Annotated in this window: 31 protein-coding genes and 1 tRNA gene; 21 read left to right on the forward strand and 11 right to left on the reverse strand. The window is 56.1% G+C overall.

Annotated elements, in window-relative coordinates:
• The 3 genes from WMP97_RS07890 (at position 1) to eno (ending at position 2,730) form a co-directional block, all read left to right on the forward strand.
• The gene (locus WMP97_RS07890; RefSeq protein WP_239205309.1) at positions 1-594 is read left to right on the forward strand and encodes a MazG nucleotide pyrophosphohydrolase domain-containing protein; all 594 of its coding nucleotides are present in this window, start codon (positions 1-3) and stop codon (positions 592-594) included.
• A gap of 6 nt (positions 595-600) precedes the next feature.
• A complete protein-coding gene (locus WMP97_RS07895) occupies positions 601-1,362 on the forward strand; it encodes a lytic transglycosylase domain-containing protein (protein WP_340440232.1) in 762 nt (253 codons plus the stop codon).
• A gap of 90 nt (positions 1,363-1,452) precedes the next feature.
• Positions 1,453-2,730, forward strand: a complete 1,278-nt coding sequence (gene eno, locus WMP97_RS07900) for a phosphopyruvate hydratase (RefSeq protein WP_340440233.1) — start codon at positions 1,453-1,455, stop codon at positions 2,728-2,730.
• Here the strand turns inward: eno and WMP97_RS07905 are convergent.
• The 3 genes from WMP97_RS07905 to WMP97_RS07915 all read right to left on the reverse strand — a co-directional run bounded on the left by WMP97_RS07905 (position 2,720) and on the right by WMP97_RS07915 (position 5,164).
• On the reverse strand, positions 2,720-3,895 hold the full coding sequence (locus WMP97_RS07905; RefSeq protein ID WP_340440234.1) for an HNH endonuclease signature motif containing protein: 1,176 nt from the start codon (positions 3,893-3,895) through the stop codon (positions 2,720-2,722). The two genes, eno and WMP97_RS07905, sit on opposite strands and share 11 nt — an antisense overlap.
• A 119-nt stretch (positions 3,896-4,014) precedes the next feature.
• Positions 4,015-4,599: a hypothetical protein gene (locus WMP97_RS07910; RefSeq protein WP_301732730.1), complete on the reverse strand. Its 585-nt coding sequence runs from the start codon at positions 4,597-4,599 to the stop codon at positions 4,015-4,017.
• Positions 4,600-4,636: 37 nt separating this feature from the next.
• On the reverse strand, positions 4,637-5,164 hold the full coding sequence (locus tag WMP97_RS07915; RefSeq protein WP_340440236.1) for a ribonuclease: 528 nt from the start codon (positions 5,162-5,164) through the stop codon (positions 4,637-4,639).
• Between the two features lie 98 nt (positions 5,165-5,262).
• Here WMP97_RS07915 and WMP97_RS07920 point away from each other — a divergent pair, with 98 nt between their 5' ends.
• From WMP97_RS07920 to WMP97_RS07950, 7 genes are all read left to right on the forward strand, one after another.
• Positions 5,263-5,823 (forward strand): septum formation initiator family protein, encoded by a 561-nt coding sequence (locus WMP97_RS07920; protein ID WP_239205314.1) that lies wholly within the window; start codon positions 5,263-5,265, stop codon positions 5,821-5,823.
• Positions 5,824-5,831: 8 nt separating this feature from the next.
• Positions 5,832-6,380: a DUF501 domain-containing protein gene (locus tag WMP97_RS07925; RefSeq protein ID WP_340440237.1), complete on the forward strand. Its 549-nt coding sequence runs from the start codon at positions 5,832-5,834 to the stop codon at positions 6,378-6,380.
• Between the two features lie 10 nt (positions 6,381-6,390).
• Positions 6,391-7,356, forward strand: coding sequence for a Ppx/GppA phosphatase family protein (locus tag WMP97_RS07930; RefSeq protein WP_023021903.1), 966 nt, complete (start codon positions 6,391-6,393; stop codon positions 7,354-7,356).
• Between the two features lie 39 nt (positions 7,357-7,395).
• Positions 7,396-7,469 (forward strand) — tRNA-Leu (locus WMP97_RS07935).
• A 189-nt stretch (positions 7,470-7,658) separates the two neighbouring features.
• Complete coding sequence (locus WMP97_RS07940; protein WP_023021902.1) at positions 7,659-8,426, forward strand: Bax inhibitor-1/YccA family protein; 768 nt, start codon at positions 7,659-7,661, stop codon at positions 8,424-8,426.
• Between the two features lie 468 nt (positions 8,427-8,894).
• A complete protein-coding gene (locus WMP97_RS07945) occupies positions 8,895-9,515 on the forward strand; it encodes a DUF3558 family protein (protein ID WP_248099056.1) in 621 nt (206 codons plus the stop codon).
• A gap of 200 nt (positions 9,516-9,715) precedes the next feature.
• Positions 9,716-11,359, forward strand: coding sequence for a hypothetical protein (locus WMP97_RS07950; protein WP_340440238.1), 1,644 nt, complete (start codon positions 9,716-9,718; stop codon positions 11,357-11,359).
• A 42-nt stretch (positions 11,360-11,401) separates the two neighbouring features.
• On the opposite strand, the gene WMP97_RS07955 is transcribed toward WMP97_RS07950, so the two are convergent.
• The 3 genes from WMP97_RS07955 to WMP97_RS07965 all read right to left on the reverse strand — a co-directional run bounded on the left by WMP97_RS07955 (position 11,402) and on the right by WMP97_RS07965 (position 12,834).
• Complete coding sequence (locus WMP97_RS07955; RefSeq protein ID WP_023021899.1) at positions 11,402-11,680, reverse strand: hypothetical protein; 279 nt, start codon at positions 11,678-11,680, stop codon at positions 11,402-11,404.
• A gap of 41 nt (positions 11,681-11,721) precedes the next feature.
• Positions 11,722-12,243 carry a transcription elongation factor GreA gene (gene greA, locus WMP97_RS07960; protein ID WP_023021898.1) on the reverse strand — a complete coding sequence of 174 codons (522 nt, stop codon included), beginning with the start codon at positions 12,241-12,243 and terminating at the stop codon, positions 11,722-11,724.
• 120 nt (positions 12,244-12,363) lie between these two features.
• Entirely contained in the window at positions 12,364-12,834 is a 471-nt protein-coding gene (locus tag WMP97_RS07965) for a DUF4307 domain-containing protein (RefSeq protein ID WP_023021897.1), read from the reverse strand.
• Between the two features lie 95 nt (positions 12,835-12,929).
• Here WMP97_RS07965 and mca point away from each other — a divergent pair, with 95 nt between their 5' ends.
• From mca to WMP97_RS07980, 3 genes are read left to right on the forward strand one after another with little or no spacing between them, the layout of a single operon-like run.
• Positions 12,930-13,820, forward strand: coding sequence for a mycothiol conjugate amidase Mca (gene mca, locus WMP97_RS07970; RefSeq protein ID WP_239208016.1), 891 nt, complete (start codon positions 12,930-12,932; stop codon positions 13,818-13,820).
• Between the two features lie 3 nt (positions 13,821-13,823).
• Positions 13,824-14,135 (forward strand): hypothetical protein, encoded by a 312-nt coding sequence (locus WMP97_RS07975; protein ID WP_023021895.1) that lies wholly within the window; start codon positions 13,824-13,826, stop codon positions 14,133-14,135.
• Between the two features lie 12 nt (positions 14,136-14,147).
• Positions 14,148-14,924: an isoprenyl transferase gene (locus WMP97_RS07980; protein ID WP_445293089.1), complete on the forward strand. Its 777-nt coding sequence runs from the start codon at positions 14,148-14,150 to the stop codon at positions 14,922-14,924.
• A 3-nt stretch (positions 14,925-14,927) separates the two neighbouring features.
• Here the strand turns inward: WMP97_RS07980 and coaA are convergent, their stop codons facing one another.
• The gene (gene coaA, locus WMP97_RS07985; protein ID WP_023021893.1) at positions 14,928-15,854 is read right to left on the reverse strand and encodes a type I pantothenate kinase; all 927 of its coding nucleotides are present in this window, start codon (positions 15,852-15,854) and stop codon (positions 14,928-14,930) included.
• 117 nt (positions 15,855-15,971) lie between these two features.
• Here coaA and glyA point away from each other — a divergent pair, with 117 nt between their 5' ends.
• Complete coding sequence (gene glyA, locus WMP97_RS07990; protein ID WP_340440240.1) at positions 15,972-17,255, forward strand: serine hydroxymethyltransferase; 1,284 nt, start codon at positions 15,972-15,974, stop codon at positions 17,253-17,255.
• On the opposite strand, the gene WMP97_RS07995 is transcribed toward glyA, so the two are convergent.
• A complete protein-coding gene (locus WMP97_RS07995; protein ID WP_275436430.1) occupies positions 17,252-17,581 on the reverse strand; it encodes a DUF5997 family protein in 330 nt (109 codons plus the stop codon). The two genes, glyA and WMP97_RS07995, sit on opposite strands and share 4 nt — an antisense overlap.
• A 71-nt stretch (positions 17,582-17,652) precedes the next feature.
• Between WMP97_RS07995 and WMP97_RS08000 the strand changes: the two genes are divergently transcribed.
• The 7 genes from WMP97_RS08000 to WMP97_RS08030 all read left to right on the forward strand — a co-directional run bounded on the left by WMP97_RS08000 (position 17,653) and on the right by WMP97_RS08030 (position 22,470).
• Entirely contained in the window at positions 17,653-18,327 is a 675-nt protein-coding gene (locus tag WMP97_RS08000; RefSeq protein WP_023021890.1) for a LysR family transcriptional regulator substrate-binding protein, read from the forward strand.
• A 144-nt stretch (positions 18,328-18,471) separates the two neighbouring features.
• A complete protein-coding gene (locus WMP97_RS08005) occupies positions 18,472-19,098 on the forward strand; it encodes an LGFP repeat-containing protein (protein WP_023021889.1) in 627 nt (208 codons plus the stop codon).
• A gap of 183 nt (positions 19,099-19,281) precedes the next feature.
• Positions 19,282-20,646 carry a PhoH family protein gene (locus WMP97_RS08010; protein ID WP_340440241.1) on the forward strand — a complete coding sequence of 455 codons (1,365 nt, stop codon included), beginning with the start codon at positions 19,282-19,284 and terminating at the stop codon, positions 20,644-20,646.
• Positions 20,647-20,724: 78 nt separating this feature from the next.
• Positions 20,725-21,294 (forward strand): GNAT family N-acetyltransferase, encoded by a 570-nt coding sequence (locus WMP97_RS08015; RefSeq protein ID WP_049361538.1) that lies wholly within the window; start codon positions 20,725-20,727, stop codon positions 21,292-21,294.
• A gap of 171 nt (positions 21,295-21,465) precedes the next feature.
• Entirely contained in the window at positions 21,466-21,765 is a 300-nt protein-coding gene (locus tag WMP97_RS08020; RefSeq protein WP_239205326.1) for a hypothetical protein, read from the forward strand.
• Positions 21,766-21,813: 48 nt separating this feature from the next.
• A complete protein-coding gene (locus WMP97_RS08025; RefSeq protein WP_259824423.1) occupies positions 21,814-21,948 on the forward strand; it encodes a hypothetical protein in 135 nt (44 codons plus the stop codon).
• 159 nt (positions 21,949-22,107) lie between these two features.
• Positions 22,108-22,470, forward strand: a complete 363-nt coding sequence (locus WMP97_RS08030; protein ID WP_340440242.1) for a hypothetical protein — start codon at positions 22,108-22,110, stop codon at positions 22,468-22,470.
• A gap of 33 nt (positions 22,471-22,503) precedes the next feature.
• Here WMP97_RS08030 and WMP97_RS08035 read toward each other — a convergent pair whose 3' ends face one another.
• The 3 genes from WMP97_RS08035 to WMP97_RS08045 are packed head-to-tail and all read right to left on the reverse strand — an operon-like array spanning position 22,504 to position 24,982.
• Positions 22,504-22,797, reverse strand: a complete 294-nt coding sequence (locus tag WMP97_RS08035) for a DUF2316 family protein (RefSeq protein WP_340440243.1) — start codon at positions 22,795-22,797, stop codon at positions 22,504-22,506.
• The gene (locus WMP97_RS08040) at positions 22,797-24,365 is read right to left on the reverse strand and encodes an MDR family MFS transporter (protein ID WP_340440244.1); all 1,569 of its coding nucleotides are present in this window, start codon (positions 24,363-24,365) and stop codon (positions 22,797-22,799) included. Before WMP97_RS08040 ends, WMP97_RS08035 begins: the two co-directional genes overlap by 1 nt.
• Complete coding sequence (locus tag WMP97_RS08045) at positions 24,359-24,982, reverse strand: TetR/AcrR family transcriptional regulator (protein ID WP_239205330.1); 624 nt, start codon at positions 24,980-24,982, stop codon at positions 24,359-24,361. Before WMP97_RS08045 ends, WMP97_RS08040 begins: the two co-directional genes overlap by 7 nt.
• Positions 24,983-25,068 lie beyond the last annotated feature (86 nt).

The raw sequence follows: 25,068 nt of genomic DNA on the forward strand, positions 1-25,068 counted from the left end.
ATGACTGTGCTGTTGCTCGATGAACGCTGGCCCACCATGATCCCCATGCAAGCACACGGGAAGCTACGCGGCCCCGTTTACTTCACCGGTGAAGTTCCGGTTTCCGTGCGGTGGAACTTTTCCGATCTCCTCGTAGGGGAAGATTCCATCGGAACCTTAGTCAGCACCGACGAATGTGATCCTGAAACCCGCGCTCGCATAGCTACTGGGGAGTCGGTCATCCGGGCCGAATCCCTCGCGGATCCCGTCATGCAGGCGCGCCAGACTATGGCCACTGCGCGGCGCATTGGTGAATGGGAGCGTGAACAAACCCATGCCTCCCTTTTGCCCTACCTTGAGGAAGAATCCGCCGAATTCGCCGCGGCCGTGCGCAATCGTGAGCCGGAAAGCGAGATTCTCAAGGAACTGGGCGATATCTTCCTGCAGGTCCTTTTCCATGCGGAAATCTCTGCCTTTTCGCTTGACGACGTCGCCCAAAGCTTCGTCACCAAAATGCGCGCCCGCGCCCCTTACCTTTTTGATGGCACCACTGAGATAGTCGATGTTGACACGCAAGAGCGGCTGTGGCGCGCAGGCAAAGGAGATGTAGGATAGCTTCCCATGAAGAGGCTGCTGCAGATATTCGGGGGCTGCGGGGTAGTCGTAGTCGTGATCATCGCGCTAGTAGCATGGCTATTGACTGGGCACGGTACTTCTCAGCAGCCCGTACCTGAAAACATCCCGCCCGTTGAAGGTAAAGCGGTCGCGCACATTGACGTCAATGCGCCCGGGCGCACCGCAGATAAACTCACCTACTGGGCCTCTGACTTAGCTGATCGCACTGGCATCCCGCCGGCCGCCCTGCGTGCCTATGGCAATGCTGAGCTCATTGCTCAGCAAAAGTGGCCCAATTGCCACCTGCGTTGGAATACCCTTGCCGGCTTGGGCTATGTAGAAACACGCCACGGTACCTATAACGGCAATTGGTTTAAGCACTCCAAGCTTGACGACGCCGGCTACCCCCAACCCCCCATCAACGGCATCGCCCTCGATGGCCTGAACAACACGGCCCACACCCCAGACACCGATAACGGCGAAATCGATGGAGACTCCGAATACGATCGCGCCGTAGGCCCAATGCAATTTATCCCCACCACGTGGGAAGCGGTGGGCGCTGATGCCAATGGTGATGGGAAGGCTGATCCCAACCAAATCGATGACGCCGCTGTTGGGGCGGCCGGACTTTTGTGCTTCGGTGACAGAGATCTCTCTAACCCAGATCAGTGGAAGGAAGCAATCCTAAATTACAATCAGTCCAGCGACTATTTGCATAAGGTTGCGCACGCCGCCAATGCTTACTCAGTTCCACAAAGTGCCAAGTAGTGTCACACGGCTACGTTTTCTGCAACAATTGAGAACGTGGCTGGGCCGGCTGGTCCAGAGCGAACATTTTGATGAGGAGTGAAGAACAGCATGGCTGATATCATCCACACTTTCGCCCGCGAGATTCTCGATTCCCGTGGCAACCCAACCGTTGAGGCAGAGGTATTCCTTGACGATGGCGCCCGCGGCGTAGCAGGCGTTCCTTCCGGTGCCTCTACCGGCGTGCACGAGGCCCACGAGCTGCGCGACGGCGGCGAGCGCTACCTGGGCAAGGGTGTTTTGAAGGCTGTTGAGAATATCAATGAGAAGATTTCCGATGAGATTGCTGGCTTCGAAGCTGACGATCAGCGCCTCATTGACGAAGCATTGATTAGGCTGGACGGTACCGATAACAAGTCTGAGCTGGGCGCTAACGCTATCCTGGGCGTTTCCATCGCCGTAGCCAAGGCCGCCGCAGAGTCCGCTGCACTGCCGCTGTACCGCTACATCGGTGGCCCCAATGCTCACGTACTGCCAGTGCCGATGATGAATATCCTCAACGGTGGCGCACACGCTGACTCCGGCGTTGACGTCCAGGAATTCATGATTGCCCCGATTGGTGCTGAGTCCTTCGCTGAAGCTCTGCGCATGGGTGCCGAGGTCTACCACGCACTGAAGGCAGTGCTGAAGGACAAGGGCCTGTCTACTGGTCTGGGTGACGAGGGTGGCTTCGCTCCTTCCGTTGATTCCACCAAGGCTGCTCTGGACGTCATCGTTGACGCCATTAAGAAGGCTGGCTACGAGCCGGGCAAGGACGTAGCCCTCGCGCTCGATGTTGCTTCCTCCGAGTTCTTCAAGGACGGTAAGTACCACTTCGAAGGCGGCGAGCATACCGCTGAAGAAATGTCCAAGGTTTATGAGGAACTCATCGATGAGTACCCGATTGTCTCCATCGAGGATCCTCTGCAAGAAGACGATTGGGACGGCTACACCGCCCTTACCGCCGCCATTGGCGAAAAGGTACAGATTGTTGGCGATGACTTCTTCGTTACTAACCCTGCCCGTCTGCAGGAAGGTATTGAGAAGAAGGCTGCCAACGCACTGCTGGTGAAGGTAAACCAGATCGGTACCCTGACCGAGACCTTCGATGCTGTCGAGCTGGCTCACCGCAATGGTTACCGCACCATGATGTCCCACCGCTCCGGTGAAACCGAGGACACCACCATCGCTGATCTGGCTGTCGCACTGAATTGTGGTCAGATCAAGACCGGTGCTCCAGCCCGCTCGGAGCGCGTAGCTAAGTACAACCAGCTGCTGCGCATCGAGCAGGAGCTGGGCGACGGCGCAGTCTATGCTGGCCGCTCCGCATTCCCACGCTTTAAGGCTTAATCGCCTCCTTGTGTAGCGCCCTCGTATTACTGCGGGGGCGCTTTCGCATGTCCAGATATTGTTGCCAAGTTTGCTTCCAATTCACGGTGCGCGGTGCCAAAGGTCCTTGGGCGCGATCAATCTCGAAGGTGCCGTCCGAAAAGAGCCAGACGACGTCCCCAGTGATCGGATCCATGATGTACTGCGCTCTTCCATCGGTCTTCACGTTGTGGTGGTGCTGACACAGCGTTACCAAATTATCGACGCTCGTCGGTCCACCGTCGGCATACTCCACTCGATGATCGAGCTGGCAATAATGCGCTGGCATTGAGCACCCTGGCCAGCGACATGTGGCATCGCGACCGTGGACCCATGTTCTGATTTGTTCGGTGGGAACGTAAGAAGAAGTTTCTTGCGGGCACAGCTCACGAGTCATGGAGTAACTATTTAATTGCTCCGTAAGTACGCACCACCCCGCCGAAGGGATATACACCCGAGATGCATCATCGCCAGATGCATAAGTATTAATTACTACCTTTGTCTGGGTTCGGTTAAAGATTAACGCCTCCAAAGCCTCTGGTTTGGTGATGTTTTTCTTTCGCGCTGCTTTGTCGATATGGCGGGATATAGCGCTGGCGGTGGCTTTATCCGTTTTTAATGTGATGGTGGCTTGGCCTTTGGAATAGGAGATGGAAACGGATCGCTCGATTTCCTTTTCAATATCTGGCATGAGTATCCCGTCGATATAGTCACGCAAGAACCTCCGGATTTCGGATTCTGTGGGGACATGCTGAGCAGGTTCCTTTGGGGTAAGGAAGTCCGCGAGGGCGGCATCGACTAGTTGGATGCTTTCTGCGTCGTCGCCAAGCGGGGCAAGTTCGGCATCAATTACGTGCAGCCGCGGGAGGTCTAGGATCCAATGTTCGGTTTGCACCGCTGTGGTCAATGGCAATTCCTGCATGCGTAGGTGGGAGCGGAGCGCGGATAGAACTCGCCAGTAACTCAGACCCACACGCTTAGATAGAGCGGCGGTGGTGCATTCGACATCGTCCTCTAATCGTGGAAGCACAGATTGGTACAACTGCCAAGATTGAATGCGCTGGAGCAAGGCCAGGAGGCAGACGGTGTCGTCGAGGTTATTGGTGGAAAAATAGGCCTTCTTTGACGGTGTGTCGGTAGCTGTCACAAAATAGTCCCCCTGAAATAAATCGCACACCTAATCGAATTTACGTCCCTTAGTCTAAAACACTCATTCGAGTCCTGCAAGGCCAAAAGCGAAATTGTGTGCGAAATTGCAGGGGAGGGCTAGAGGCTGAAGATAGCGTCAGCGACTGCTTCGAGTTCTTTATCGGTGTATTTATCACCGCATGTTGCCAGAGAGCCAACACTGGCCATGTATAGGCTGAATAGCCTGTCTTCAGGAGGGGCATCGGCTGATATATCAAGCGCTTCGTAGACGGGGGCGTATTTCTGATCAAACTCTTCGGGCTTGGCGGCAAGCTCCGCAAGTGCGCCTTCGCCATGGGTTAGCAAATACTTGGCGTCGTCCAGGATCTGATCATTGTTGCAAGCAACAGCACCCGCCTTCTTCAGGGTCGTGGCATTGACCTCGTAGCTGGTGGGGCCTTCTTCGGCCTCGGAAGCTCCGGAGGCGAACACATTCAAATAGTAGTCCGGAATCGTCCCATGCTCTTTGATGTGGTAGATGAAGCCGCTCTTGGTATTGAGATCGTAGCTTCTGCTTGTGGTGGTGGGAACCTCGCTGCTGGTAGTGCTGTTGGGCGTGGAGGATTTAGTCTGGGCGGTAGATTCTTCCTCTTGGTCGGAAATGCTGCAGGCGCTCAGTAGAGTGCCGACGGCTACTAGTAGAAGAAGGCGCTTGAGGGGCATGACTATTCCTTAAGTGAGGGGAATATGATTCGAGCCTTTAGCTCGTGTGCATGGACGCCGCGACCTTTTCCAGTTCTTCATCGCTGAACTCATCGCCACAGGACATAACAGCCCCCAGCGGGGTCATCGCTGCGGCCATATACTTGTCATTATCAGGTGCGTCATCGGGGATGTCGAGGGCCTCAAAAACGTCACCATATTTTTCATCGGGTCCGCCTGCTGACGTTACAGCTTTACCTAGCTTGTCCGTATCGCCTTGGAAGAAGTCCTTTGCGATTTGCAGCAGTTCGTCATTCTTACAGGTAACTTCGCCGGCCTTCTTGACGGACGCTGCGTTGGCTTCAAAGCTCTCCGGCTTATCGTTCCCGCCTAGCTCCTTAGCATCGTGGTCGATGTAATCATCTGGCAGGGTCTTATATTCCTTGAGGTAGTCGGCCATGCCGTCTTGGGTGCTTAGATCGTAATCGTCGCCGTAGACGGGATACTCACCGTCTTGGGCAGAGGGACTGCAGCTGGCGAGAAATAGGCTTGCGGTAAGTACGGGTAGGAGGCGCTTGAGGGACATAAAAATTCCTTACTGGGAGGGAGAATTTCTTTTAGTGTACCCAAAATGCGCGTGCCAAGTCTCTGTTACGGGAGTGACGACGCTAGGATTGGAAACCTATGGCACGCGAAAGAAAGATGCAGCGAAACCGGAGCCGCACTAGGGTTCCGGTAGCCTCGCGTGCTGCAGATGTCCGTAAAGCTCAGCGCGCACAACTAAAGCAGAAGCAAAAGCCAGACCGGATGAGTATCGCCGGAGTAGGCGTGATCATGGCTATCGTGCTGGTTGTATTGCTGGTTATCGCTGTTCCCCTGCGCAATTACTATCATGGCCGGTCCGAAATTGCCCGCTTGAATGAGTCAATCGCTGCCAAGCAAGATGAAAAAGCTGCTTTGCTGGAAAAGATTGATAAATATAAATCCGATGAGTACATCAAGCAGGAGGCGCGGCGCCGATTCGGGGTTGTTGATGAGGGCGAAACTGCCTATCGCATCATTGACCCGCAGATTAAGCCGGAAGACCAGCTCACCACAGACGGTCAGAAGGAAGAAGATTCCCGCGACTGGTATGAGGTCTTGTGGGATTCCGTGGCTGAACCCCCTAAAGAAGAAGCGCCATCCGAGCAGGTAAATCATCTTCCGATTGAGCCGGCACCGGAAGAGAAAGCGGATGTGCGATAATTGTCCGCATGACCGTCACTGATGCAGACATCGCTGTAGTAACTGAGCAATTGGGCCGCACTCCGCGCGGAGTGCTGGAGGTTTTTTATCGCACGCCAGATGGCCGGCCTGCGGTGATTAAGACAGCGCCCAAGCTTGCCGACGGCACTCCATTCCCCACCCTCTATTACCTCACTGACCCACGGCTTACGGCCGAAGCTTCACGCTTGGAAGTTGCCCACGTCATGAAGTGGATGGAATCCCGACTGCGTGAGGATGAGGACTTGGCTGCTGATTACCAGCGTGCACATGAATACTTTTTGTCCAAGCGCAATGACATCGAAGATCTCGGCACCGATTTCTCCGGTGGAGGTATGCCGGATCGCGTGAAGTGCCTGCACGTGCTCATTGCCTACGCCCTGGCTGAGGGGCCGCAGCATTTCCGGTTGGGAACTGAAGCGGTAGCTATGGCCGCCGACCATGGCAAGCTTCGAGGAAGTGCCATCCCCCAGGATTGGCCCACGGTAGAAGATTTGGGAATTGACCTAGCGCAGTTCGAGTTTTCTAACGCGGAATAGGAGGAATGCTATGACTCGCGTTGCTGCGATTGATTGCGGAACAAATTCGATTCGTCTGCTCATCTCTGAAGTTCAAGATGATGGCAAGGTCCGCGATATTACTCGTACGATGGAAATCATCCGTCTGGGAGAGGGCGTGGATGCCACAGGTGAAATCGCCCCTGCGGCTCTTGACCGTGCACGCGTGGCCCTGGAGGGCTATGTTCGCCAAATGAAGTTTGAAAAGGTCTCCCGGGTGCGGATGGTCGCTACCTCTGCTACTCGCGATGCCAAGAATCAGCAGGAATTCTTCGATATGACCGCTGAGCTGCTCGGCCAAATCCAGCCAGGTGCTCAGGCAGAAGTTGTTTCGGGCGAGGAAGAGGCCCTGTTGTCCTTTAATGGCGCTGTGGCCGATTTAGAGCCGGACCGCGGTCCATTTTGCGTGATTGATCTGGGTGGCGGCTCGACTGAGTTCGTTGTAGGAACGGCGGATGGCGAAATCTTGGGTACTCATTCGGCGCGCATGGGGTGCGTCAGGCTGACCGAGCGCATCATGCGCACCGATCCACCTACCGAATCGGAGATCGAGATCGCTTCGGAGTACGTCGGTGAGCGAACAGCCGAGGTCGAGGACATAGTACCTATTTCTAAGGCTCGTACCATCGTCGGCTGTGCGGGCACTTTCACCACACTGTCCGCACTGGCGCAAGGCCTCGAGCGTTACGATGCCGATGCCATTCACGGCTCTGAGCTCCGTTTCGGTGCCCTGCGCGTGCTCTTGCAGCAGCTTATTGCCCTGCCTTCCGACGTCCGCGCCCTCAACCCCGTCATTCACCCCGGCCGTGCCGATGTCATCGGTGGTGGGGCAGTAGCCGTGGAAGGTATCATGCAACTAATCGAGCGAAATTGCGCTGCGCGTAGTTTCTTCATTAGTGAAAAGGACATTCTCGACGGCATTATTGCAGGTCTTGCTGCAGAGGGTACCCCTCGTTAACTCTTGCGGGGGAAGGTAGCCTAAAATATTCCTTGCCTTGCCCCCATAGCCCAATCGGCAGAGGCAGTCGACTTAAAATCGATTCAGTGTGGGTTCGAGTCCCACTGGGGGCACCGTGTGAAGTCTCGAGACATCGTTCCTATGGTGTCTCGAGATTTTGTTTTGGTAAGTCTCCACAGCCTTTATGCGGAAACTGTTCGCAAAACTTTTAGCTACATGGAAAGACTGCGGAACTTTATAGGGCGGTGTCTCGTTGAACAGGTTGAGATAGCTAAATTGCACCTCTCTTAGAAAGGACAACCGTGCGTTCAAGCAATCCGGTAATGAGTTCTCTGACCGAAAATAGTACCCGCCAAAATTCTGGATACGGGGACGAAGCTGCTCGTCCAATGACCGTGGATGACGTCGTCACCAAGACAGGCATCACCCTCGGCGTCATCATCGTCGCCGCAGCCATCAATTTTGGGCTGGGAATGGTAAATCCAGGTATTGCCATGGCATTGACTCTGGTCGGTGGCATCGGTGGCTTCATTACTGTGCTGGTTGCTTCTTTTGGCAAGAAGTGGGGTTCTGCTGCGGTCACACTGATTTACGCCGTATTTGAGGGACTATTCGTTGGTGGCTTCTCCTTCATGTTTGCCAATGTGAACTTCCAAGGTGAAGGCGGAATGGCAATCATCGGCCAGGCAATCGTTGGAACCATTGGTGTATTCATCGGCATGTTGATCGTGTACAAGACCGGTGCAGTTAAGGTGACCCCGAAATTCACCAAGATCCTCTTCGGCTTGGTCGCCGGAGTTGCTGTCATGGCGTTGGTTAACTTCTTGGGCGCAATCTTCTTCGACTTCAACCCTTTGCGTGATGGCGGCCCGATTGCCATTATCTTTTCACTTGTTTGCATCGTTCTTGGTGCGCTGTCCTTCCTGACTGACTTTGATCAGGCTGACCGTATGATCCGTGCCGGCGCTCCCGCTAGCAATGCTTGGGGCGTAGCTCTCGGCCTCGCTGTGACCTTGGTCTGGCTCTACACTGAGATTCTTCGTCTCTTGAGCTATTTCCAGCGAGACTAATCAACTTTTCACGTAGGCCCGCACTGAGATGCGGGCCTTTTTGCTGCCATAAAACGCTTACAAGCGTGTAATTAGTGGGGTAGTTCGGGGGATAAAGTGAGGGTTTAGGCTTTATTTGGTCTAGAAGGGTGGTCTCAGGAGTAGTACAGCTAATAAGCAGGAAACTTCGCCTTTTAGGCGTTATGGATGTGACATATGGGGCGAATAATTTTGTTAAATCGCCGTTAACCTTCTTGGTTGCGTAGAAAATTCGTGGAGTTCCGTGCATGCTGTGTACCGGAACAGGAAAACGAAGTGAAGAGTTCTCTTCTTCACTATCTTGTTCCTCTCGTCAGAAAAGTGAGTGCGCGAAGGATTGTTGTGAAGCGTCAGGTAACCGTAGCAACGTTGATGGTCAGTAGCTCCGTTGTGCTGGGTAGCTGCGTTGCGGACATCGGTACGAGGAGCGCGTCAGAGGAAACCACGAATGTGGACGAGACTGGCGGCATTAGTTCGGCCGACGGTGCAGGGGGAACCAACGGGGACCTGGGGGATGACGCGGACAGCAATCGGGGGGAATCGGCACGCACCGACGGCGAGGAAAATGTGCAAGGCGCCGGCCAACCGGGGGAGGCCGGCGCCACGGGGCCGGGAGAATCATCCGGTGTCCTACCGCCACTGGGGGAATTTGATGCCACTGATCCGAGTTTTGAACTTTTCGATCCGTGTACAGAGATCTCTGGTGACAAGATAGAAAATATTGGATTGAGACCGAAGGCACTTGATTATCGAAGAGATTCGGGGAGCACGTTCTGCAACTTTGAATCAAATGGGACAGCTCTACCGGACGGTGTTCTGGTTTCGCTGGCCAGTGACTCAAATTCAATAGATGCTTTGAATCTGAAAGAAGAATTACTGCAACAAAGTGGTGGGGAGGAAGAGAATCCAATACAGATTTATCGATCAGAAATTTTCGAAAACACTCAGTGTGATGGATACGTGTCTACTAAACGGGGAACACTTATAGTCAGCGTAAATGACATTGGCCTGCAGTCAACCACTGAAGACCGGTGCAATCTTACAGCTTCATTAATAAAGCAGCTTAGTTGATAATTGGGGGAATTATGCACGTAAATGTTTCAAACGTACGCAGAACGACGAGCAGCATCGGGGATCTTTTTCGCAGAGCGCAGGAATTGAGGAGTAAAGCCGATAGCCCGTTAAATTCTAGCTTTTCATCAGTGTCTGGCATAGACCACGTTGGTGGGATTCACCAACGAGTGTTGGATAGTGATCCAGGATCAGCGAGGGTGTCGCTATTGAACTATGCAGAGCAAGTCGAGTGGCTGTTTGATTCTTTGGGGAGGGAAGCACGTGGCTTTCAGGCGCAGGAGGACGCGAATAGCAGGGGAATGGAGATTGCGGATGCGGGTGGGGACATAGGCATTGAGACTATGCCGATTATGAACCAGCCGGAGCCAGGGTACAGTCCCTTCGGGTTTTCTATGCCGGTGGTGAATGTGGGTACAGACATCGTGAAGCTCGCGACGGACCTGATGTCGACACAGATTTGGAATGTGTCGGAGGCAAATGCGCGGTGGAGCTCATTGGCGTCGGAAGTCGACGATATTGTCAGCGGGTTAGAAGAAGCAGCCGGGTCTTTGGAAAGTGAGAATGACAGCGAGGCTACGTCGCGGGCTGCGGCGAAGATTCGGGAGGTGGCGGCGTCGGGAAGCCATTTTGTGGCAAATGCAAAGGTCATGGGGGAGAAGCTAACCGGATTCCATGCCAAGCTCATGGGGATGCAGCCGGCGGCGATGGCTATGGCTATGGAAGTGATGGCAATCCCAGAACCGGTGGAGCGTGAAATTGCGGAAAAGGCCGCATTGGCCATGCTGCAACCAGACCTGCAGCGATTCGCCATAGAGGCCATGCCTTACCAGCATGCATTGATGGAGCAATCGCCGGCGTCGGGAGGCGGAGGCGTCGATGCGGGACTTGCCGGAGTGGAAGGTGATGGTCAGCGCTACCCTACCGAAGAAGTGGTGTGGCCGAAAAAGATTGCGGAGGCGATTGCGCGAGGCGATTTGGGCCCCGGAAACTTTGACGTTGTCAATGGAAACGTAAACGGGTTGGATGCTGTGGGGATGAGCCCGCAGGAAATCAGCGAGTTTCACCAACAAATGCATACCAGTGGCAGGAATGCACTGGAAAGGCTGGGGCTAGGAGAACAAGTAACCATTGGGGGTAACGAAGTTTCCACCCAAGGGGCATCGATGCCGGGGGCTGTCGCAGCGAATGGGGTGATGGGGCAGGTTCCTAGTGGCACAGCACATCCCGTTGGTGCTGGAGTGAGCACGGGGGCGCTCAACGGTAGCGGCCCGGTTGCGCCATCAGTTAATGCACATTCTGCGAGCGGGAGTATGGCACCAATGATGGCATCCGGAAGGCCTGCAGATGCCGGTCGCGGTGCCCTTGGCAAGCAACAGCCGCTGCGAGGTGGGTTCGGAGCCGGCCCGGAAATCTTAAGCAGTAGCGCCGATATAAGGCATGCCGGAAGAGGTGCGCAACTGGGCCAAAGCCTTGGACGCGGAACTGGCGCGGCAATTCCCTACGCTGGAGTTGGTTCGCGCGCAGGTCTTGGCGCCAGTACAGGAACCGTAGGAGGACCCGGTATGCGTGCCGGTGCGGGCGGCAGCCTTGGTCTTGGAACCGGAAGCGGCGAAAGCAGCGCGGCAACGCGCGGGGGCAATGCCGGTCGTTCTACTGGCGGGGCGCGGGCTTATGGCCCGATGATGGGGATGCGCGGTAAGGATAGTGAGAAAAAGCGCGTAAAGTCCGTGACTACGCAGGTCGAAAGGGACCCCAATAAACGCGACCTATTAGGCGAGCCGCCCGCTGTAGTGCCCGGCGTAATCGGGGACTGGGTGCGGGAAGTAAACGTGGAAAAATAACATGAAAAAAGGGCCGAGGAAACCCTCGGCCCTTCCGTCTTTTTACTGCTGCGGCAGCTCGGTGGCGGTACCATTCAGGTGCGGCTGTGCTGGCTCCTCAGGGACACCGGACTCAACTACAGGCTGCTGCTCTTGAACAACGGACTCAGGTGCGGAAGAGCTGGTGTCAGCGTCCTTTTGCATTGGGGCCTCACCAGTGAAGGTAGAAGCATTTTCTACCTTGGAATCAGAGTCCTGCTGGTTGGGTGGGTGGCAAGCAGCGAGGGAGAGGCCGGCGGTGAAGACGAGACCAGCGGCAGCGTAACGGGAGAACTTCTTCATGGGGATATGCTCTTTCTCCAAAGTGGTAATTGGCTTAAAGTTTAGGACTCGCGCGGAGTAGCGGCCTTAGCAGAATCATACGGCGCAGCGGATTCGATGGTGACGGAAATGGTCTTGCCATTCGGAGCGGTGTACTCGCGGGTCTCACCTTCCTGCGCGCCGAGGATGGCAGCGCCCAGTGGCGACTGCTCCGAATAGGTTTCCAAATCCTTGTTGTCAGAAGCAGCGGCGCGGGTACCGATGAGGAAGGTCTCCTTATCGTCCTTGTCACCGTTGTAGTAAACGTGAACTACGGAACCAGTGTGGGCTACACCCTCCTGAACAGCACCGCGCTCGGTGGTGGCATTCGCGAGGACCTCAGAGATCTGCTTGATGCGGGCCTCTTCCTGGTCCTGCATTTCACGAGCAGCATCGTAACCGGCGTTCTCCTTGAGGTCGCCTTCCTCACGGCGCTCGTTGATCTCAGCCGCGACTACTGGGCGATGATCGATAAGCTCCTGCAGCTCGGCCTCGAGCTTCGCCTTGGTTTCTGGGGTGATGTACTGCTTTTGCTGCTCAGCCATTCTGCAACCTTCCGTAGATAGGAATTGTGGTCAAAGCCCCTAGTTGTCCCTGGGGCCATAAGTAAAAGTGGAACTAGGCAAATGCCCAGTTCTAGGCGCTACAAATCCTAGCACACGCGGCTAGCGGCTTTCCGCGTAGTCAGGGTTATCCATATCCAAGTATTCGGGGATATTGCCAGAGCAACCATAAGCGCCGCCAGCGACGGCGCGGGCGTTGGTCGGGACGTCAACAGCGATACGCTGGGTTTCATTTCCGCCAGCGGGAACAGGAAACTCGCGTCGGCCTACTTCGGACTTGGAATAATCAAAGGCTTGGACAATGCAATAAGCCTCTTCATCGGTGTGGTTACGGGTGACGTCGACCCAGACGCGGGTGGTGTCATCGCTCAAAACCTCTTGGGTCACGATGGAAACCTGCGCGTTCACGCGCTCCTTTTGTTGAAAGTACCGGAAGCCAAAGAAGATGAGCGCGATAAAAATGGCGATAAAGATCAGCACCAGCGCCTTATTAGTCCAGCTACCTGAGTTCTTTTCAGAAGGCCCCCGAGAGCCATAGCGGGCGGCTGAGCGAGATTTTCCGGCGGAAGTCATGCTTCCCACTCTAGCCGAGGACCACTGTTTTCCAATTATCTACTAGGATAATCATCTGTTCAAAGAACCTAGATTTATAAGGGGATGGATTTTCAGTGAGCGATTTTCGCCTACTAGCTATCCACGCGCACCCGGACGATGAGTCTTCCAAGGGGGCTGCAACCACCGCGCGCTATGCCGCAGAAGGCAACGAGGTTTTGGTGCTGACCTGTACCGGCGGCGAGCGCGGCGATGTGATTAACCCCGCCATGGACCGCCCTGGGATCAAGGAACATATGGGCGAGGTTCGTCGGGAAGAAATGGCTAAAGCTGCGCGTGCGCTAGGCGTGCACCATCGCTGGCTGGGCTACGTCGACTCCGGTTTGCCGGATCCGGTTGAAGGCAAGTCTATGGAAGAGCTGCTACCGGAGGGCTGCTTCGCGTTGCAGGGAGACGACACCGTTGCGCAGGAATTTGTCCAGGTGATCCGCGAGTTTCGCCCACACGTCATCATCACCTATGACGAAAATGGCGGGTATCCGCACCCAGATCATTTGATGGTGCATCGGGCCTCGATGATTGCGTGGGAAAAGGCCGGCGATGCCGAGTATCACCCAGAGTTGGGTCAGGCGTGGACGCCGCTAAAGCTGTACTACTCGCATGGCTTCGTCTATCAGCGCATGAAGATATTCCATGATTTGCTCTTGGAGGAGGGCAAAACTAGCCCCTATGGGCCGATGCTAGCGCGCTGGGACACCGCGTTTGGAGATATCATGGCGCGTGTAACGACCCAGGTGGAATGCGCAGACTATTTCAGCAATCGCGAGGAGGCTCTGCGTGCGCATGCCACGCAGATTGATCCGGCTGGTGCTTTCTTGGCGACGTCAGTGGAGGTACAGCAACGCCTGTGGCCCACCGAGGAGTTTGAGCTGGCGAAAACCCGCGTTTCTACCTCCTTGCCAGAAACCAACCTTTTTGCAGGCATCGAAGAAAAAGAGGAGGCTTAAGACATGAGCGTGTATGGCTCTTTCGTTCTAGCCGCAAATGATGCATTTGTACTTGCTCAAGGCACCCAGGGCGCCGAAGGCGGTCCAATGGGTCCTGAATTTGGCAAAGCTTCGCCCATCGGCTTGCTGATCTTGGCCCTAATGGGAGTTGCAGTGTTAATCGCGGGATGGAATTTTCACCGCCGTTACTCACGCTTCCGCCGCCGCATGATGTTTGCGGAAGACCACGGTATCGATCCATTTGATGAGGAAGCCGTGGATGAGGCGATGAAAGAAGCTGGCATTTACGATAACCGCAAAAAGTCCATTTTCTAGGCGGATAGACTAATGAGCGTGAGTTCTCTCAAACAGCTGGCTTACCCGGCTTATGAAGCGCGTCTGGCGCGCCTTATTAAAGGCAAGCCGCAGCCCAAACACATTGCCATCATGGCCGATGGCAATCGCCGGTGGGCGCGCGAGGCTGGTTTTACCGATATCAGCCACGGTCACCGCCAAGGCGCGAAGAAAATTGGAGAGATGATCTCATGGTGCAGCGATACCGATATCGAAGTAGTCACCATCTATTTGCTGTCCACGGAGAATCTAAAGCGCAGCGAACAAGAAGTAGAGCTGCTCTTTGACATCATCTCGGATGTGGTTACGCACCTATCCCACAGCGATGTCGGTTGCCAAGTCCGCCTTGTCGGCCACCTTGATCTGCTCCCGGATGATATTTGCCAGCGCATGGTGGCGGCGGCAGCGGAAACTAAGGACAATACCGGAGTCATCGTCAATGTGGCAGTGGGATATGGCGGACGCCAAGAAATCGTAGACGCAGTGCAGAACTTGGTGCGCGCGGAAGCCGAGAAAGGAACCTCTGCTGCGGAGATGGTGGATCGCGTCACCGCAGAATCTATTGGTGAGCACCTGTACACTAAGGGGCTTCCGGACCCAGACCTGGTTATCCGTACCTCTGGTGAACAACGACTTTCGGGCTTTCTCCTATGGCAGGCCGCGTACTCGGAGATCTGGTTTACAGATACCTACTGGCCGGCATTCCGAAAGGTGGATTTTCTCCGTGCCCTGCGGGACTATTCCCAACGTTCGCGCCGCTTTGGTAAATAAGCGCTAGAGCTTGCGCATCCGCACTTGTTCCACCAAGTGATGCGAGCCCTTTTTGAGTACGAGGGAGGCTCGTATGCGGGTGGGCAGGATATTTTCTACGAGGTTGGGCAGGTTGATGGACTGCCAAATTTCACGGGCTTGGGCGCGCGCTTCCTCATCGTCCATATCTGCAAAGGCAGAGAAGTGGGCATTAGGTTCGCGGAAAGCGGTGTGGCGCAGGGTGAGGAAGCGATTAATATACCACTGCTCGATATCATCGGTGCGGGCATCAACGTAGACCGAAAAGTCAAAGAGATCCGCCACGGTGAGCGTAGGGCTTGTTTGCAACACATTGAGCCCCTCTAGGATCAGGATGTCAGGTTGATGGACTTCCTGGTATTTTCCGTCCACGATGTCATAGCTGATATGCGAATATAGTGGCGCCTTGACCAATGGCTTTCCTGATTTTACGTCGGTGACAAAGCGGAGCAATGCCCGCCGGTCATAGGATTCCGGAAAGCCTTTGCGCTGCATGAGGCCGCGTTCTTTTAAGGTCTTGGTGGGGAAGAGAAAGCCGTCGGTAGTAACGAGCGCGACCTCGGGGTGAGAATCCCAACGCTGCAGAAGCACCTGTAGAAGACGGGCAGTGGTGGATTTTCCTACCGCCACCGAACCTGCCACGCCGATGACAAACGGAACGTGCGTTGGAGGATTTCCTAAGAAGGATTCAGTAGCTGAGGTGAGCTGCTGGCGCGCTGTGACCTGCATGTGGATAAGGCGGGAGAGAGGGAGGTAGACATCAGCCACCTCATCTAGGTCAATGCGGTCTCCTAGGCCGCGAAGTTTTTCAACCTCGGTCTCCGTGAGCACCTGGGGCATGGATTTACGCAAACCACGCCAGGTCTCGCGGTCAAAATCTAGGTAGGGACTCGAATCCAATGTGCGCGCCATGGCTCTATTGTCGCACTTGCCTAATCCATGGGTAAAAGTATGCCCCCTTCGGGTGCTGGGCACGATAAGATATGCAGCAACCCATACCGCTTGATATTGAGAAGGGGACCACACTTTATGGCTTCTTTTACCTCTGACCTCCGCGACCTTGACCCGGACGTATTCGGCGCTATCCAGGGAGAGATTTCCCGCCAGCGCGAAACTCTGGAAATGATCGCTTCTGAGAACTTTGTGCCTCGCGCTGTGCTCCAGGCGCAGGGCTCCGTGCTCACCAATAAGTACGCTGAAGGCTACCCAGGCCGCCGCTACTACGGAGGCTGCGAGCATGTCGACGTCGTGGAGGACCTGGCTCGTAACCGCGCGAAGGAGCTTTTTGGCGCGGAATTTGCCAATGTTCAGCCCCACTCCGGTGCGCAGGCGAACGCTGCGGTGCTGTCCACCATTGCTGAGCCAGGAGACAAGATTTTGGGCTTGTCCCTCGCTCACGGCGGTCACCTGACTCACGGCATGAAGTTGAACTTCTCCGGCAAGCTTTATGATGTCGCCGCCTACGAGGTGGACCCAGAGACCATGCGCGTGGACATGGATAAGCTGCGGGAGCAAGCGCTGAAGGAGAAGCCGAAGGTTATCATTGGTGGCTGGTCTGCTTACCCGCGCACCATGGATTTTGCGGCCTTCCGTGAAATTGCTGATGAGGTCGGCGCTTACCTATGGGTAGATATGGCTCACTTCGCTGGCCTCGTGGCCGCCGGCCTGCACCCGAGCCCGGTGCCGCACGCTGATATCGTGTCCACCACCGTGCACAAAACCCTGGGTGGCCCACGCTCCGGCATGATTTTGGCCAAGCAGGAGTATGCCAAGAAGATCAATTCCAACGTCTTCCCAGGGCAGCAGGGCGGACCGCTGATGCACGTAGTCGCTGCAAAGGCCATCGCCATGAAGATTGCCGCGACCGCGGAGTTTAAGGAGCGCCAGGAGCGCACCTTGGAGGGCGCTCGCATTCTGGCGGAGCGCCTTACCGCGGAGGATGCCAAGGCGGCTGGCGTGGACGTGCTCACCGGCGGCACCGACGTGCACTTGGTCTTGGCTGACCTGCGAAATTCCGAGTTGGACGGCCAGCAGGCAGAGGATCTGCTGCATGAAGTAGGCATCACAGTTAACCGCAATGCCGTCCCGAATGACCCTCGTCCGCCGATGGTCACCTCTGGCCTGCGCATTGGTACCTCTGCGCTGGCAACCCGCGGTCTGGATGCTGAGGCCTTTACCGAGGTCGCAGATATCATCGGCACCGCCTTGGTACAGGGCAAGAACGCCGATGTGGAGGCCCTCCGCGCACGCGTGGATAAGATTGCCCAGCACTACCCACTATATGAGGGCCTCGAGGACTGGAAGCTGGTCTAGTCCTTTACCTCATGCCCACGGGCCTGCGCCATGGTGGCGCGGGCCTGCTGGAGCCATTTTGGTTGCTCTTGGAGGAGCTGATTGATTTCCGCTGTGGTTAGCGGCTTATCCATATCGTTTTTCTTGAGCGCGGTAACGGAGATGCCCAGCTTATGGGCGACTTCCGGGCGGGGGTGAGGACCCTCGCGACGCAAGGTCTGCAGCCACTCGGGCGGGTTATGCTGCAATTCGCGCAGCTCTTCGTGGCTAATGGCACTATTTTGAAACTCGTCCGGCGCAGCGGGCAGGTAGATGCCAAGCTTCTTCGCTGCGGTCTGGGCACGCATGGCGGTGCCGGATGGTTGCTTATGTTCTTCAGTCACGTAATTACCGTAGCACTTTCAGTAGACTGTCCTCTATGCTGCGCTTAGCTTTTGCCACCGGTACGGAGCCTGGAAAGTGGTTCCGCCGATTCGAAGAAAATACTGCTCATGGTGGTTTATACACCGTTGATGCAGACGATGCGCTAGCTCCGCTGCTAGGTGGAGAGGTGGATGTGGCCCTCGCGCGTCTGCCGGATGCCCGCGTGGATGACTCCTTTCATGTGGTGCGCCTTTATAAAGAGGCTCCAGGAATTGCGGTTCCGAAGGACTCGGTCTATGCCGAAGTAGGCGAGGAACTCACGCTTGCCGACGTCGCAGATGAACACCTCAACTACCGCCTCGCCGATTCCGGGCTCGTTGATGTCCCCGCGGTCCGCGATGCCCTCCAAGTGGTGGCAGCCAATGTGGGAATCGCGATTGCACCGCGCCCCCTGCTCAAGGTGCTCAGCAAGAAACAGGTGGTGCCACTCGGGCTAAAGGATGAGTCCGTGCCGGTGACGGAGATTGCGCTGGTATGGCGCAAGGAGGATGACGGAGAGGCAATTCAGGACTTCGTGGGCGTCGCCAAGGGCCGCACCGCACGGTCCTCACGGCAGGAGAAACCGAAGCGAAGCGCCAGGGAAAAGGCGAGGGCTAAGCAAGCGCGAAGAAACGTTAACAATTCGTTACAAAATAAAAAGAAGGCTTTTAAGCAGCGCAAACGGAGGTAGTACTTTAGTATTTGCTGTCTGCTTCCTGTCCGTGTGGGTGGCGCCCGCTGGGTGGTGTCATTACGGTGGGTTTCGTTCGTCATGAAGGGCGATTTAATAAAAATTAGAATTAACTTACTTTCTTGATGAAAGGATGATGCAGAAATGCAGAAGATGACTCGTCGTATCGTAGGTGGCTTTGCTGCCGCAACCCTGTCCGTTGCTCTCGTAGCTTGCTCCGATGCCGAGGATGCAGCTAACGACGCTAAGGACACCGCCGGTTCCGTAGCAGCTGATGCTTCCGACGCTGCTGGCTCCGCCGTTGATGAAGCTACCTCCGAAAAGGATAAGGACGCGGAATCCTCCGAGTCTGAGGATGCGGATGGTTCCGAGTCTGAGGATGCTGATTCCAAGGACGGCGACACCAAGACCGTCTCCACCGCCAATGGCGACCAGGAGGTTCCGGCAGCTCTGGCGTCTGCCATCGAGGAGAAGAAGGCTGAGTGGGGCGACGTACAGAGCGTAGAGTCCTCCGATAAGGGCTCTTTGGCAACCTTCGATGGCGGCAACCTGCTGGCTATGGCTAAGGATGGCGATGAGGCTCAGCCAATCGTCGGCAAGATCGCTGAAACCTGGAAGGAGCAGGGCGGTCTGGATGCAGAGGTAGGCTTGCCTAAGGCTGCCGAGGAGAAGGCTACTGAGGGCAAGGGCTGGACCCAGCAGTTCGACAATGGCGTTATCTCCTGGCTCCAGGATGAGAGCGGCAAGTTCACCTCTTCCGTAGAGAAGTAAAAAGCTCTTTTTGAGGTAATCCCTTCGCAGCATCTGCTGCGGAGGGATTTTTCGTTTTCTTAAAGTTCATCTTGCACCCATGTAATTTCAACCTTCGGTGCCTACGTTGGGTGGCAACCCCGGAATTTGGGGCTATACGGAAGAAGTTTGATCTACCGCATTTCAAGGGAGAACCCTGCCACCATGACTCGTCCCTCTGTACTTTCTACTCCGCTTGCCACAACCGATAACACCGTCGCTACCAAGACTTATGTAGTGGATACCTCGGTCCTGCTTTCTGACCCTTGGGCTCTGCGCAAATTCGCAGAGCACGATGTGGTCCTTCCCGTTGTGGTTATCTCTGAACTGGAAGGAAAACGTCATCACCCAGAGCTTGGCTGGTTCGCCCGCCAAGCTCTTCGCTTTTTGGAGGAACTGCGCGCTACCTATGAGGCGCTAGACCAGCCGGTCCCCGTGAACGTAGATGGCGGCACCCTGCGCGTGGAATTGAACCATCAAGACCAATCCTTGTTGCCCTCTGCCTTCCGTGGCCCAGAGGGGGACCACCGTATCCTGGCCTGCGCCCTCAACCTTGCACACGAAGGTAAAGATACCGTGCTAGTCACCAAGGACGTGCCACTGCGCGTGAAAGCCGGCGCAGTGGGTGTACAGGCGGATGAGTACCACGCCCAGGATGTGGTTCTGACCGGCTATACCGGAATGGCAACCGTGCAAACCAGCTCGGATGTCATCGACGCCCTCTACCGTGATGGGGAAGTCATGCTAGACGGCATTCACACTGAAAAGGGCACTGCCGTGGAGGAGCTACCAGTCCATTGCGGACTTACCCTAGTAGCGGGAGCGCAGTCCGCGCTGGGGCGCATCACCGCGGAAGGTGTGGTGGAGCTCGTGCGCGGCGATAGCAATGCCTTCGGCCTGCAAGGACGCTCCGCGGAGCAGCGCATAGCTTTGGACTTGCTGATGGATCCAAATATCGGAATCGTCTCCATTGGCGGACGCGCCGGCACTGGTAAATCGGCACTCGCCCTGTGCGCCGGATTGGAAGCTGTACTCGAGCGCGGCGAACACCGCCGTATCGTAGTCTTCCGCCCGATGTATGCGGTAGGTGGGCAGTCGTTGGGATACCTTCCGGGCACCGAATCAGACAAGATGAACCCGTGGGCGCAGGCAGTCTATGACACCTTGGAAGGCTTGGTGTCTGAAAACGTGATGGAAGAAGTACATGAGCGCGGCCTGATTGAGGTCTTGCCCTTGACGCATATTCGCGGCCGCTCCCTGCATGATGCCTTCGTTATTGTGGACGAGGCACAGTCCTTGGAGCGCAATGTTTTGCTCACCGTGCTTTCTCGGCTAGGCAAGGGCTCACGGGTGGTGCTCACCCATGACGTAGCGCAGCGCGATAACCTGCGCGTGGGCCGCCACGATGGCGTCCAGGCAGTGATTGAAAAGCTCAAGGGGCACGAGCTATTTGCGCATATTACGCTCCAGCGCTCTGAGCGTTCCGCCATTGCGGAGCTCGTCACCGACCTGCTGGAAGGTGGCGATTAGGCCAGACATGTTCGCGTATGGCGATCGTGATGTGTACAGCGTGGCGAAGCTGGGCATTGCCTAGTAATAATGTGGCATATGAGCGATAACGCCAAGCAGACGTCTTCGGACGAAAAGAAGAAAGATTTCCGCATCCGCCCCTTTACCGCGGCGGACTATCCCCAGATGCGAGAGATCTATGAACAGGGACTCAATACTGGGCACGCCACCTACGAGACCCGATCCCTGACCTTTGAAGAATTCAAAGCCGGCAAAATCATGCCCTCGGTGCATGTGGCTGTTGAAGCCGATGATGATTCGAAGGTCTTGGGATGGGTGTCTGCGGCGCCGGTATCTACCCGCACCGTCTTCCACGGAGTAGTGGAGGATTCTATTTACTTGGGCTCCGAGGCGCAGGGCCGCGGCATCGGCGGCGCACTTTTGGATCGCTTGATTGAGGTATGTAAGGACCTGCACAAGTGGGCTATCCACTCGTGGATCTTCCCTGAAAACGCCGGTTCTGCGGGGCTGCATAAGTCCCGTGGATTCGTGAAGGTGGGCACTTACTCTCACATGGCGAAGATGACCTACGGCGAGCTTGCGGGCCAGTGGCGCGATACTGATGTATACGAGCTGCTTTTGCCCAAGCCGGAGGAAAAGAAGCGTTAGCTTTTCCCAGCGCACAGGAATAAAGTTAAGAGAGTATTCGTACGCTATCTCTCTAAGGCTTTTAAATGTCTGTGCGTACTCGTGCCCTTGCTTTGTCCACCGTTGCGGCTATGACGGCAGGGGCGCTTTCTGTTCCTACAGCGGGAGCTGTCCTATCCCTCCGCAGGCTCGGTGCCTGTTGCCCAGTTGGACATCACCCAGGTTGATGGTGGTGTGGCCTATGTGTTTGCCACTCCTGAGCTACAGTCCCATATCGAGACGGTGACCCGCCAGTTGCATGAGTTGCGCGCCAAGGCCTGGGATGCCAATCTTCCGTTTGCTGGTGCTAGGCTTCGCGACGTCGCACCGGACCGCACCGCATATATCAACGGCATATCCTGGAGCAGGGGATTGGAACACTCCGCGATGCAGCGCGCTGCGGAGGAAAACTACGATTTTGATCATCGCCGTGGAGACGGGGAGGAGCCGTGAACGGTAAAGTCCGGCGCCTTTTTCGCAGAAAACCTCACTTCTTCACCGATGGAACGCGCCATTGCTAACTGGTCTACTGATGGCGGTTCTGGCAGCGAGTGGAATCAGCTCATTCGCTCTAACGGTTCCTATTCTGGCGGTGCGGGGCATATTTACAGCTTGCTTAACCCAGCCAACCACTAATTTGCCCAGGCACAGGTTGGCAGCACGACGGCCGGCCATTATTCCGAGCACGCGGCGTCGGGCGCCCCAGAGCGCCTCGAAGGACGGCACGCATTTCCCATTGCGGTACCGGAAGCCGCTCTGGCAAGCGCGGCTATACGTTTTAGCGGCGGTACCCATGTGGGCGATTCCGGCAGCATTGGCGTAAGCATTGCGGGATGGGACGGTGCCCGGTTAGGGGTGCCGGGGTCATCGCTAACCTCGTCCGATCCGGAGGTTCTTGCGGTGCATCCTGACGGCACATATGAGGTTTTGCAGGAAGGCACGGCCGAGGTGCGTATTACTCCATACCTGCTGCGCAACGAGGAAACTCGCCCGGCTGGAGAAGCACTGAACCAGACGGTAGCGGTCACCAAAAAGCCAGCGATAAGCGGCAGTGGCGGAGGATCGAGCGCCGGCGCGGCGATCGGCATCATTGCCGCCATCGTTGCCATTTTGGGAATTGGGGCCCAAGTTTTGCGGCAGATGGGTTTCTGGCAATAAAAACACCCCGCCAAGGGCGGGGTGTGGGGGCCGCTACATCGTAGGAACGTCCCAGGGGCCGAACCAGCGCTGCGCCGATGAGCGCATGTTATCGCTCAAGCGGCTAAAGCGCGGGATCGGGATACCGTGTGCGCGGGCTAAGGAAACTAGATAGTCCCTAGTGCGCCATACCTCGATGGGGTTGGCTTGGACATTCAATGCCGCCTGCAGGCCGCCAGGAGCATAGCCGAGGGCGGATTCAATGGGGGCGTCGGCAAGCGGGAGTGCATCGCGCAAGGCATGCAGCTCTTGGCTTGTAGCCTCAGTTTCTGCAGGTGTGAGCGACATTAGTCAATGGTTTCCTTCAGTCGCTCCTCGCGCAGAGGCAGGAGGAGAAGGAGCGCGACGATGACCAACGGAACCATCAGGGTGATGACCGGGGTCAGGCCGTCATTATAGGAATTGAGGATTGCTTCCTCGATTGGCTTGGGGAAGGACGCGACCAAATCTGGGGTGAGGCTATTGGCACCGCCGTCGGCATTGCCAAACTTTTCTGCATAGGCGGCGCCCTCAGGGCCCATCTTTTGGAAGGCTTCTGGCATGCGGGTGGCCATCTCATCCTTCATATTGTGGATGAACATGGAGCCAACCAGGGAAGCACCCAGTGCGGAACCGATTTGGCGGAAGAAGTTATTCGCCGCGGTAGCGGTACCCACCTGGGACAGTGGGAAGGAGTTCTGGACGATGAGCACGAGGACCTGGATAACCATGCCCAGGCCGATGCCGAAGACCAAGAACTCGCAGCCCAGCTGCTTCAGGGAAGTCTCTACGGTCAGGTGAGACATCCAGAACAATGCACCAGCGGTAATGGCTAGGCCGATGATGGGGTAGACCTTGTAGTGGCCGGTGCGGGCAATGATGAAGCCCACGCCAGTGGAGGTGCCGATAAGACCCACCATCATCGGGATCATCATCAGACCCGCCTTGGTTGGGGTCAGGGTGTGCACCATCTGCAAGTAAGTAGGCATGTAGCCCAGAACACCGAACATTGCCAGGCCCAGTACCACGCCGGACAGGGTAGTAAGGGCCATGTTGCGGTTTTTGAATAGGCGAACTGGAATGAGTGGTTCCTTGGCGCGCAGCTCCACCAGGATGGTGATGATGGCGCCAATGATGGTGATGGCACCTAAGGTGAGGATCATGGACGAGCCCCACTCGTACTCGGTGCCGCCCCAGGTGGTCATGAGAATAAGGGAAGCGGTGGTGATGGCGATGAAGGTTGCGCCGAGCCAGTCAAAGCGCTTCATGTCGGCCTCACCGACGCGCAGGTGTAGCACCAAGGTGCACACGATGATGGCGAGGATGCCAAGCGGGATGTTCATCCACATGCCCCAGCGCCAACCTGGGCCATCGGTGAACCAGCCGCCGAGGACGGGGCCGAGGACGGAAGACAGGCCAAAGACGCCGCCCATGATGCCCATGAACTTGCCGCGCTCACGGGAGGAGGTGACCTCGGCGATGATGGATTGCGAAGAGATCATCATGAATCCAGCGCCAAAGCCTTGCACGGCGCGGGCGATAATCAGCAGCGACATGGAGTTGGCAAAGCCACCGAGGGTGGATCCCACGACGAAGGTGGCGATACCCCCAATGTAGAGCCACTTGCGGCCCAACATGTCACCCAGCTTGCCGGAGATAGGCATGGCGATGGTCATGGTGACAAGGAAGGCGGAGATGACCCAACTCATGTGGTCGACGCCGCCGAGCTCACCAACGATGGTTGGAAGAGCAGAAGAGAAGATCATTTGGCCCAAGGAGCTCATCAGCATGGTGAGCATTAGGGCCGAGAAAATAAGCCCGAGGTTATCGGCGCGGGACTGGCCCTGTGAGGGGGCCTTAGCAGCCGTATCTACCATCGCATTCCTTTCATAAAGTCTGTTATTAGCGTGAGGGAAGTATCGAGACGCGCGCCGAGGTCTAGGCTGCAATCTGCATCCGGGGATGCCATCGCCAACCAAAGTGCCTCACGGACGAGGCCGACGATGAGCATCGCCTCGGTGCTAGAAGAGCAGCTGTCAAGGACGCGAAGCTCCGGTTCTTTGTTAAGGCGCTCTTCAATGAGATCGATGAGCTCAATGGATTTTGCTCGCTTCCGGCTTATTGCCGCCGCAGCTGCATCTGGATCATTGGAGATGCGTTTGCGGCGATCCCGGATAGTCGGGTTGATGTGGTGGCCTTCCATATGCCGTCTGACCAACTGAAGGACGAGGTCTACCATGCTGGTCGTTGGCTCATTAAGGAAGAGTTCCCGCATCTCTTCCGTAAACTCGGTGCTTGGAGCGCCCAAAACGGCGGATTCCTTGGAATCGAAGTAATTGAAGAAGGTGCGCCGAGAAATACCGGCTACTTCGCAGATCCGCTCAATGGTGACTGCGCTAAAGGACTGTTCATCCACCAGTTTTGTGGCGGCATCCTCTATGCGCAGGCGCGTCTCGAGACGTTTCTGCTCGCGTAGTGATAGTTCTTCTTGCACGTCATGCAACTTTACACTCGGTGCAAACTTGCACCAAGTGCAAAAAGGGTGATTTTAGAGGTGCATCCTTCTTTATGTGAGATGTG

This window comes from Corynebacterium sp. KPL4072 (assembly GCF_037908395.1).
Taxonomy (GTDB): Bacteria; Actinomycetota; Actinomycetes; order Mycobacteriales; family Mycobacteriaceae; genus Corynebacterium; species Corynebacterium kefirresidentii.